This window comes from Streptomyces sp. NPDC060198 (assembly GCF_042728415.1).
Lineage (GTDB): Bacteria > Actinomycetota > Actinomycetes > Streptomycetales > Streptomycetaceae > Streptomyces.
The window spans coordinates 1-8,985 of the sequence record NZ_JBHWZJ010000287.1 but is presented as its reverse complement, the minus strand read 5'-3'; the positions used below and the strand labels follow the sequence as shown (position 1 = coordinate 8,985).

9 protein-coding genes and 1 pseudogene are annotated in these 8,985 nt (G+C 72.1%); 6 read left to right on the top strand and 4 right to left on the bottom strand.

What is annotated here, in order from left to right; all coding sequences use genetic code 11:
• Positions 1-209 precede the first annotated feature (209 nt).
• From ACFWEP_RS26610 to ACFWEP_RS26600, 3 genes are all read right to left on the bottom strand, one after another.
• On the bottom strand, positions 210-1,436 hold the full coding sequence (locus ACFWEP_RS26610; protein ID WP_387373581.1) for an aromatic acid exporter family protein: 1,227 nt from the start codon (positions 1,434-1,436) through the stop codon (positions 210-212).
• Positions 1,437-1,567: 131 nt separating this feature from the next.
• The gene (locus tag ACFWEP_RS26605; protein WP_387373580.1) at positions 1,568-2,497 is read right to left on the bottom strand and encodes a PmoA family protein; all 930 of its coding nucleotides are present in this window, start codon (positions 2,495-2,497) and stop codon (positions 1,568-1,570) included.
• On the bottom strand, positions 2,494-3,687 hold the full coding sequence (locus ACFWEP_RS26600) for a Gfo/Idh/MocA family protein (RefSeq protein ID WP_387373578.1): 1,194 nt from the start codon (positions 3,685-3,687) through the stop codon (positions 2,494-2,496). Before ACFWEP_RS26600 ends, ACFWEP_RS26605 begins: the two co-directional genes overlap by 4 nt.
• Positions 3,688-3,926: 239 nt before the next feature.
• Here ACFWEP_RS26600 and ACFWEP_RS26595 point away from each other — a divergent pair, with 239 nt between their 5' ends.
• Together ACFWEP_RS26595 and ACFWEP_RS26590 are read left to right on the top strand one after the other, a co-directional pair.
• A complete protein-coding gene (locus tag ACFWEP_RS26595; RefSeq protein ID WP_387373577.1) occupies positions 3,927-4,217 on the top strand; it encodes a DUF2087 domain-containing protein in 291 nt (96 codons plus the stop codon).
• A 97-nt stretch (positions 4,218-4,314) separates the two neighbouring features.
• Positions 4,315-5,610 (top strand): alpha/beta fold hydrolase, encoded by a 1,296-nt coding sequence (locus ACFWEP_RS26590; protein ID WP_387373575.1) that lies wholly within the window; start codon positions 4,315-4,317, stop codon positions 5,608-5,610.
• A gap of 246 nt (positions 5,611-5,856) precedes the next feature.
• On the opposite strand, the gene ACFWEP_RS26585 is transcribed toward ACFWEP_RS26590, so the two are convergent.
• Positions 5,857-6,429 carry a rhodanese-like domain-containing protein gene (locus ACFWEP_RS26585; protein ID WP_387373573.1) on the bottom strand — a complete coding sequence of 191 codons (573 nt, stop codon included), beginning with the start codon at positions 6,427-6,429 and terminating at the stop codon, positions 5,857-5,859.
• Positions 6,430-6,522: 93 nt separating this feature from the next.
• Here ACFWEP_RS26585 and ACFWEP_RS26580 point away from each other — a divergent pair, with 93 nt between their 5' ends.
• The 4 genes and pseudogenes from ACFWEP_RS26580 to ACFWEP_RS26565 form a co-directional block, all read left to right on the top strand.
• A complete protein-coding gene (locus ACFWEP_RS26580; protein ID WP_387373571.1) occupies positions 6,523-6,801 on the top strand; it encodes a metal-sensitive transcriptional regulator in 279 nt (92 codons plus the stop codon).
• Positions 6,802-6,988: 187 nt separating this feature from the next.
• Positions 6,989-7,588 carry a helix-turn-helix domain-containing protein gene (locus tag ACFWEP_RS26575; RefSeq protein ID WP_387373569.1) on the top strand — a complete coding sequence of 200 codons (600 nt, stop codon included), beginning with the start codon at positions 6,989-6,991 and terminating at the stop codon, positions 7,586-7,588.
• A gap of 135 nt (positions 7,589-7,723) precedes the next feature.
• Positions 7,724-8,692 (top strand): NADPH:quinone oxidoreductase family protein, encoded by a 969-nt coding sequence (locus tag ACFWEP_RS26570; RefSeq protein ID WP_387373567.1) that lies wholly within the window; start codon positions 7,724-7,726, stop codon positions 8,690-8,692.
• Positions 8,689-8,985, top strand: a pseudogene (locus ACFWEP_RS26565) (acyl-CoA dehydrogenase); the annotation flags it as partial. The gene ACFWEP_RS26570 and the pseudogene ACFWEP_RS26565, both read left to right, overlap by 4 nt.

The following is an 8,985-nucleotide window of genomic DNA, read 5'->3' as shown; positions in this document are numbered from 1 at the left end:
CGGGAAAACCTGAGGAACGACGTTCGTTCATCTGAACCGAGTTCTTGTATGCGAACGCCGGTGACGGTACGTCAACCGGAATCGGCGGTCAATGGGTTGCGCGCGAACCGATACGAAGGGGCTCCCGGGCGCGTCGGCCCGGCCGGTGGGCGACCCGGAACCGGCCTCGGCGGCGCTGTGGACGGTCCGGACGGCCCCGTGACCGGACTTCAGGACTTCTCCGCCGGCCGACGCCGCGCGCCGTTGCCGCTCAGCCTCCGCCTCAGCCGACGCAGCAGGGGGTGGCGCTCGTGCAGTTCGGCCGACCGGCGGTCCAGTTCCTCGCCGAGCCGCTCCGTCCGCTTGTCGATGTCGAGCTCGTCGAGCACGCGGTCCACCTCGGCCAGCAGCGCCCCGTGCAGCTGCCACTGCCGGGGGTGCTCCTGTACGTCTTCCAGCAGCAGATCTGCGATCCTGTCGCGCGTTTGCCGGCTCCGCGCAAGCGCCTCGGCGAGGCGGTCCTCGGCCTGCTCGCCCCCCGTCGCGAGGGGCGAGGTGATCAGCCGGGCGAACGCCTCGATGGCCTCGGCCATCCCGTCGAAGAGTTCGGTCAGCCCCTCGCCCACGTCCTCGGGAAACATCGTCTCCTCGGTGCGCTGCTTGGCCAGATCCGTCAGGGTGCGGGTCAGTACGCGCAGCACGACCGCGCAGATCTCCAGCGTGTCGAGCCCGGTTCTGAGGACGACCCGGTTCAGCAGGCCCTGGCGCACCCTCGGGTTGAGCATGAGGCTCTCCTCGGCCTGTCGCAGCGAGGCGTCCACCTCCACGATGTCGTGGTCGAGACGCCGGGCCTCGTGCAGCCGGGCGGCCGCCTCCGGTACGGGGATGTGGCCACCGATCTCCTGGCCCATGGCGCGCAGCATCGAGCCCATCCGGGTGGCCAGTCCCTCGATGGAGGCACCCGCCGTCTCCACCCATACCGGTGGCGCGAAAAAGAGGTTGAAGAGCAGCCCGACCCCCGCGCCGATCAAGGTCTCCAGGATCCGGTCCCAGGCGGTGTCGGCGACCTGGGAGACGCCCAGCACGAGCATCGCGCTGATCGCCACCTCGGGGACGAACTCGTTGACCCGCACGACCCGGCCGATCAGCAGGGCGGTGAAGATCGTCAGTCCGAGGCTCCACCAGTTCAGACCCACCAGCGCGCTGAAACCGATCGCGATGAGGACGCCGACGATCACCGAGTTGACTCTGCGGATGCCGGTGGTCAGCGTCGCGTAGAGGGTCACCTGCACGACCAGCAGCGCCGTCAGGGGAGCGGTCAGCGGCGCCGGCTGAGGCAGCGTCGCCTGCGCCACGGAGAACGCGATGACAGCGGCGGCCGTGGAACGCAGGGTCTGTACGGCCGCCGGTTCGGTGGTGCGCCGGACTAGTTCGAGTACGGGTGCGGAAACAGACATTCCTACAAACTGCCCCGAAGATCGGGTTCGCAGCACCCTCGCTTCCAGGTGCCACCGTACGGACGCAAGCCGGTCCGCCCCGGCCCCACCGGGCGTGGGCGATCCGGGCCCGGTGGGGTCCGGCGCGCCTCCTACCAGGCCATCCGGCCCAGACCGTGCTCGATCCGGTCCCGGTCCCAGGCGCCGTCCGCGATCAGTACCCGGTAGCGCCGTGTGAGGGTCCTGCCGGGGTCGAGCACCAGCTCCTCGTGGAACGCGAACGACGGGGCCATGCCGGCGTAGGAGTCGTTGCGCACGAACCAGTGCGCCGGGTGCTCCCCGCTCGCGCCGGTGTGGTCGTTCTCGGGGGCGTGGGCCATGACGACCGTGGCGTGGCCGTCGAAGCCGTCGTGCTCCCCGGTGTACGCGAGCCAGTCGGACTGGCTCCCCATCAGCCCCGGCCCCTCGCCGTCGGCGGAGAGTACCCGGCCGCCCCGGAAGGCCCGGGGGCCGCGCCAGAACAGACCGGTGTACCCGGCGCCGGCCCGCCCGTGCGTCGCCGGACTGCCGAACCGCAGTGGCTCCGCACGCCGGTTGGTCACCGCACTGGACCACGTCAGGGCCCAGCTCCCGGCCACCGGGTCGATGTCGTGCACCTCCACCCGACGTACCTCGTCGGCCCAGTGCTCACCGGTGTACGGATGCCAGGTCAGCCGTTCCACGAGGGTGACCCGGTCCTCCCGCGCGGAGATCTCGTCGAACCCGGTGTGTGCCATCGAGCCGACCCGCTCGGGCAGCGGGCGGTAACCCTCGCCGTGCACGTAGGAGTTGCCGCCCCACAGGTTCTGCCCGGACAGGTGCGAGGCGGTCATCTGCAGCCCTTTGTGCCAGCGGTGGTCGTTGGGGCGGTAGTCGGTGACCGTACGGCCGGCGAGCGTGCGCAGTGGATGGATGTACGGTTTCGGCGCCTCCCAGGCGGCCTCGGCCCGGTAGACGTACCGCAGCAGCTCCACCCCGGTGGAGGCCGCGGAGACACGGATGTCGTCGCCGTGCCGGTGGACGAGAACGGGCTGCGCGGTCATGCGGTGATCTCCGTCGTCGTACCCGTCGCAGGCATGGTGTCCGTGGAGCTGGCGGGTGTGCCCCCGGGGCCGGGCGCCCAGCCCGGCGCGTCGCCGTGCAGGGCGTGGTAGTACGGATCGTCCGGACCGATGTCGCCCGCCCGGACCGAGCCGCCGGTGAAGGCCGCCTTGTAGAGCGCGGTGACCAGCTCCAGGCTCTTGCGGCCGTCCGCCCCGCTGCCGCGCGGCCTGCGCCCGGCCCGTAGGTCGGCGAGCAGCCCGCGCAGCTGGGCCTCGTGCGAACTGGGCACGTCGGCGCCGAAATCCCGCCAGCGGGCCACCCGCCCGGGCGGCGTCCCGGGCGCGGGGGTGATCCGCCAGTCCGCGTTGCGGTGGCCGTACAGATGGGTCAGCTCCACTGTCGCGTGCTCGCAGTCGATGCGGATACGGCTCACCTCGTCGGGGCTCAGCACACTGTTCACGACCGTCGCCAGCGTGCCGCCGGCGAACCGCACCAGCGCGGTGGAGACGTCCTCCGTCTCCACGTCGTGGACCAGCCTTCCGGCCATCGCACGGATCTCCTCCCACGGGCCGAGCAGATCGAGCAGCAGATCCATCTGGTGGATACCGTGCCCCATCGCGGGGCCACCGCCCTCGCTGTCCCACCGCCCCCGCCAGGGCACCGCGTAGTACGCCCGGTCGCGGTACCAGGTGGTCTGGCAGTGGGCCACCAGCGGTCTGCCCAGCGCGCCGGACGAGAGCAGCCTCCCCACGTGGTCCGCTCCCGAGCCGAACCGGTGCTGGAAGACGATCGCCGCGTACGGGCCGCCGCACTCCGGGTCCTCGGCCGCCTCGATCGCGTCGAAGTCCGCCAGCGACGGGCAGGGCGGCTTCTCGCACCACACCCACGCACCGGCCCGCAGCGCGGCGACCGTCTGTTCCCGGTGGAAACGCGGCGGGGTGCACAGGACGACGAGGTCCGGGCGCCGCTCGGCCAGCATCGCCGTCAGATCCGTGTAGGCGGCGCCGATACCGGCCTCCGCCCTGAACGCCTCGGCCGCGGTGGCGTCGCGGTCGACCGCCGCGACGATCTCCAGAGGCTGCTCCGCCGCGATCGCGAGGAGCGCGGGCAGATGCCCGACCCGGGCGACGGCGCCCGTACCGACGATCGCGACGCGCACCGGACGCGGAGGTGGGGCGGGAGTGGGCATGGCGGGACCCTCGGCTCGACGGTGGTGCGCCCGCCGTTAGCAAGCGCTTTCTATCCCGAACCTAGGTGCCCCGCCGGGAGCCGGTCAAGACCTGATCCGCCGGACACACCCTCGCCTGCGTACCCGTTCGCGTCGCTCCGGGTGGCCTCCGGCGTACCGCATCGCCCCTGGTGAGCGACGTGGATGCGACGCGAAAACCGCGTTGCGGGCACGACCGCCGTGCTGCGACGCTGCCTTTCATGCCCGACAACGACACACGTCCCGCCCACCCTCTCGCGGACCTCTTCTCCCACGGGCGGCTGAAGTCCGTCCCGCGCAAGGCCGCCCGCCGGGGTCCGCTGCTGGCCCACCTCGCCGAGACGCTCTTCCAGCCCGGACGGGACTACACGGAACGCGAGGTCAACGACGCGCTTCTGACGGTCCACGACGACGCGGCGGCCCTTCGCCGCTATCTGGTCGAGGCGCGGTTGCTGACCCGTACCCGCGACGGCAGCGCCTACCGGCGCGCGAGGGAGGGCTCCGTCACCTGACGGCGGGCCCGGAGAGCACCAGGGCCGGGGGTGGAAAGAGCCAGGTGGGGGCCGTGTGCTGAACTGTCCGGAATCCGAACGATTCAGGAGCAGCACTATGAGCAGTTTCCGCCACCCGGGCGTCGTCTTCACGGACCGCAGGTTCACCGTCCCCCTCGACCACGCCGATCCCGAGGGCGAGGGGATCGAGGTCTTCGGCCGGGAGGCGGTCGCGCCGTCGAAGGCCGGCGAGGACCTGCCCTGGCTGGTCTACCTGGAAGGCGGCCCCGGGTTCGGAGCGCGGCGGTTCCTCGGTACGGAGGCGTGGCTCGGTCGGGCCCTCGAGGACTTCCGGGTACTCCTCCTCGATCAGCGGGGTACCGGACTCTCGACCCCGGCGAACCGGCAGACCCTGCCGATGCGCGGCGGCCCCGCCGAACAGGCCGCGTATCTGAGCCATTTCCGGTCCGACAACATCGTGCGGGACTGCGAACTGATCCGGGAGCGGCTCACCGATGGGCGCCCCTGGACGGTTCTCGGCCAGTCCTTCGGCGGGTTCTGCGCCGTCCGCTATCTGTCGTCCGCCCCCGAGGGTCTGGCGTCCGTACTGATCACGGGCGGACTGCCGTCGCTCGACGCCCACGCGGACGAGGTGTACCGGGCCGCCTACCCGCGCATCGAGCGGAAGGTCGCCGCCCACTACGCCCGTTACCCGCAGGACGTCGCGCGGGCGCGCGAGATCGCCGCGTACCTCGCGTCGCACCAGGTCGAGTCGGCCGGCCACGAGCTGACGCCCGAGGGCTTCCAGTCGCTCGGCATCATGCTCGGCGGCAGCCAGGGAAGCCACCAGCTCCACTACCTGCTGGAGAACGCCTTCGTCGCCACGCCGGACGGCCCCGCGCTCTCCGACGCCTTCCAGGAGGCCGTGCGCACGGCGAACTCCTTTGCCGGGCACCCGCTCTACGCCCTCATGCACGAGGCGATCTACGGCCAGGGCGAGCGGCCCACCGCCTGGTCCGCCGAACGCGTCCGCGCGGAGTTCCCGCAGTTCGACGCCGCAACCGTACTCGCCGGAGACGGCCCGCTGCTCTTCACCGGCGAGAGCATCCACCCGTGGCACTTCGAAACCGACCCCGCGCTGCGCCCGCTGCGCGAGACCGCGGACCTGCTGGCCGCCCGCACCGACTGGCCGGAGCTGTACGACAAGGAGCGCCTCGCCGCCAACGAGGTCCCCGTCGCGGCTGCCGTGTACCACGACGACATGTACGTGGACACGGCCCACGCCCTCGCCACGGCGTCGGGCATCCGCGGACTGCGGACGTGGGTGACCAACGAGTTCGAGCACGACGGCCTGCGCGCGGGCGGACCGCGCGTGCTGGACCGTCTGCTGGCCATGGTCCGCGACGACGTCTGAGCGAGCCCGGACCGGGGCGGGGACGAGGGAGGAAGGACCTTCCGCCGGACCGCCCCGGCTCCGGAACGGGCCTGGGACGTAGGCCCGCTCAGGTCCTGGCCGGCCCGGCCAGGACCTGAGGATTGTCCCTTCGGCCTTCACACCGCCCCGCCTCACCGCTCCGGCGCCGTGGTGGGCCGCAGGCTGCGGGCCGCCCGCGACGACATTCCCTGCGGGCCGGCCGCTGCCGAGCGGACGTGCGGGATGTCAGCTCTGGATGGCTTCCAGCGTCTCGTTCAAGTCCGGGGCGGTCCGCGGGGTGCGGTTGTGCGGCAGCTTGGAGAGCACCGCCGCCATGCCGCAGGTGTTGCTGACGGCGGAGAAGACGAGACCCGAACCGATACCGGCCGACAGCCAGCGCGCGGCGGGGAAGCGGCGGCCGGCGAGGACACCCGCCACCACCAGGGAGCCCGCCGCGAACCGGACCTGGCGCTCCATGGGCCAGACCGCCTTCGCTCCGGCGGGGCGGTCCAGGTCGTGCCCGGTGCTCTCCCAGGCGGAGGTGCCGCCCGTCAGAGTCGTGGACGCTATGTCGGCGTCGGCGAGTATCTCGGCCGCGCGGGTGGAGCGGACGCCCGAGGCGCACACCACGAGCAGGGCGCCCCGTGCCGCGGCGGATTTCAGGGCCGGGAGGGCCTCGGCCATACGGTCGAGCGGGACGTTGTGCGCGCCGGGTACGTGCCCCGAGGCGTACTCGCCGGGACCCCGGACGTCGATGACGGTGAATTCCTCCAGGCGGGCTGCGGCCTGGGCGGGGGAGAGGGATGCCGGGCTGGTCACGAGGGATTGTCCTTTCGTTCATGGGCAAGCGGAACGGATTCCTCCTGCCCCGGAGAGGATAAAATACCCCTGGGGGTATTCGGAGGAGTGTGTGTGGAACTCGACATGGCGGCTGCCGAACTGAAGTCCGTCCTCAACCGTCTGCGCCGTGCGCAGGGTCAGCTCGGCGCGGTCATCCGCATGATCGAGGAGGGCCGCGACTGCGAGGACGTGATCACACAGATGGCGGCGGTCTCGCGCGCGCTGGACCGGGCCGGCTTCGCGATCATCGCGACCGGACTGCAGCACTGTCTGGCCGAGGGTACGGCGGACCCCGAGGACCGGGAGCGGATGCGGGCCCGCCTGGAGAAGCTCTTCCTCTCCCTGGCCTGACAGTGGCGGGTCCGGTCGCCTCGGCAGGCCGTCACCCCTCCCCGTCACGCGGCCCGGCGCGGCGCGCCCGGCATCCGCGCCCAGCACCTCGCGTCCGGGCACCCGCGTGCGGCCCGCCTCGCCGACGGGCCCGCCGAGGCGCCGCGCTCTTGACAAATGCCCTTGCCGATTCGGCACACTGGTCCTCATGAGGGAACAGACGCAAGGCGACCCCGGACTGGACGCGGTGCTTTCCGGAGTCGGTCCCCGGCTGCGCCGTCTGCGCAAGGACCGTGAGGTGACCCTCGCCGCCCTCTCGGCGGCCACCGGCATCTCCGTCAGCACTCTCTCCCGACTGGAGTCCGGCGGTCGCCGCCCCAGTCTGGAACTGCTGCTACCCATCGCCCGCGCCCACGAAGTCCCGCTCGACGACCTGATCGGCGCCCCGCCCGTGGGCGACCCCAGGGTCCGGGCCAAGCCCGTCGTCCGCCACGGCCGGACCATGTACCCCCTCACCGCCAGGCCAGGCGGACTCCAGGCGTACAAACTCGTCCAGCAGGGCGGTACGGACGAACCCCGCGAGCAGCGCACCCACGAGGGGTACGAATGGCTGTTCGTCCTCTCCGGACGGCTGCGGCTGCTCCTCGCCGACCATGACCTGGTGATGGGACCGGGCGAGGCCGCCGAGTTCGACACCCGGCTGCCGCACTGGTTCGGCCCCGCCGGGGAGGAGACGGTGGAGTTCCTCAGTCTCTTCGGGCCGCAGGGGGAACGCATGCACGTCATCGCCCGGCCGAAGACCGACTGACAGGTCCGGCAGGGGCCACCCCTCGCGTCCCCCGCCCGCCCGCTTCCGAAGACCTCGGAGTGTTCCCAGGGGGGCAAGCGACCGCTTAGTATGCGCCGGAGCAGGAGTTACGCCGACAGGTTTGTGGAGGCCTTCATGCAGGCATGGCGAGTGCACCGGAACGGCGAACCGAGCGAGGTGATGACCCTCGACGAGACGGACCGCCCGGTCCCCGGCGCGGGCCAGGCACTCCTCAAGGTGCGTGCGGCGAACATCAACTTCCCCGACGCACTGCTCTGCCGGGGCCAGTACCAGGTCAGGCCCCCACTGCCCTTCACGCCCGGGGTCGAGATCTGCGGCGAGACCGAGGACGGACGCCGGGTGCTCGCCACCCCGGCACTCCCGCACGGCGGCCTCGCCGAGTACGTCGTGGTGGACGAGACGGCCCTGCTGCCGGCCCCCGATGCACTGGACGACGCGGAGGCCGCGGCCCTGCACATCGGCTACCAGACCGGTTGGTTCGGCCTGCACCGCCGGGCCCGTATCCAGCCCGGGGAGACCCTTCTCGTGCACGCCGCCGCCGGGGGAGTGGGCAGCGCCGCCGTCCAGCTGGGCAGGGCCGCCGGAGCCACCGTCATCGGGGTCGCCGGAGGGCCCGAGAAGGCCGCCGTCGCCCGCGAACTCGGCTGCGACCTGGTCATCGACCGCCGCACCGAGGACATCGTCGCCGTGGTCAAGGAGGCCACCGGCGGGCGCGGCGCGGACGTCGTCTACGACCCGGTCGGCGGCGACGCCTACGCCAAGTCCGTCAAGTGCATCGCCTTCGAGGGCCGGATCGTCGTCGTGGGGTTCGCCGGCGGCACCATCCCCACGCCGGCGCTCAACCACGTACTCGTCAAGAACTACTCCGTCCTCGGGCTCCACTGGGGCCTCTACAACACCAAGGACCCGGCGGCCGTCCGCGCCTGCCACGACGAACTGACCAAGCTGGCCGACCAAGGCCTCGTGAAGCCGCTGGTCAGCGAGCGTGTCGCGATGTCCGCCGCGGCGGACGCCGTCCAGCGGGTCGCGAACGGCACGACCACCGGCCGCGTCGTCGTCCTGCCGACCGGAGGCGCCCGATGACCACCGTCGACGCCCCCGACCTGCTCCGCCGTACCCGTGAGCTGCTCGCCGCACATCCTCCGGCCACCACCGGACGTACCGAGTTCCTGGGTGCCCGCTTCGACGCGGGGCTCGCCTGGATCCACTACCCGGTGGGCCTGGGCGGCCTCGACGCCCCCCGTTCCCTCCAGCCCGTCGTCGACGCCGAACTCGCCGCCGCCGGCGCCCCCGACAACGACCCCCGCCGGATCGGCATCGGCCTCGGGATGGCGGCCCCCACCATCCTCGGCTTCGGCACGGACGAGCAGAAGCAG

Coding starts and splice junctions, on each gene's coding strand:
- ACFWEP_RS26610 (WP_387373581.1), bottom strand. CDS start 1,436: ATGTCTGTTTCCGCACCCGTACTCGAACTAGTCCGGCGCACCACCGAA.
- ACFWEP_RS26605 (WP_387373580.1), bottom strand. CDS start 2,497: ATGACCGCGCAGCCCGTTCTCGTCCACCGGCACGGCGACGACATCCGT.
- ACFWEP_RS26600 (WP_387373578.1), bottom strand. CDS start 3,687: ATGCCCACTCCCGCCCCACCTCCGCGTCCGGTGCGCGTCGCGATCGTC.
- ACFWEP_RS26595 (WP_387373577.1), top strand. CDS start 3,927: ATGCCCGACAACGACACACGTCCCGCCCACCCTCTCGCGGACCTCTTC.
- ACFWEP_RS26590 (WP_387373575.1), top strand. CDS start 4,315: ATGAGCAGTTTCCGCCACCCGGGCGTCGTCTTCACGGACCGCAGGTTC.
- ACFWEP_RS26575 (WP_387373569.1), top strand. CDS start 6,989: ATGAGGGAACAGACGCAAGGCGACCCCGGACTGGACGCGGTGCTTTCC.
- ACFWEP_RS26570 (WP_387373567.1), top strand. CDS start 7,724: ATGCAGGCATGGCGAGTGCACCGGAACGGCGAACCGAGCGAGGTGATG.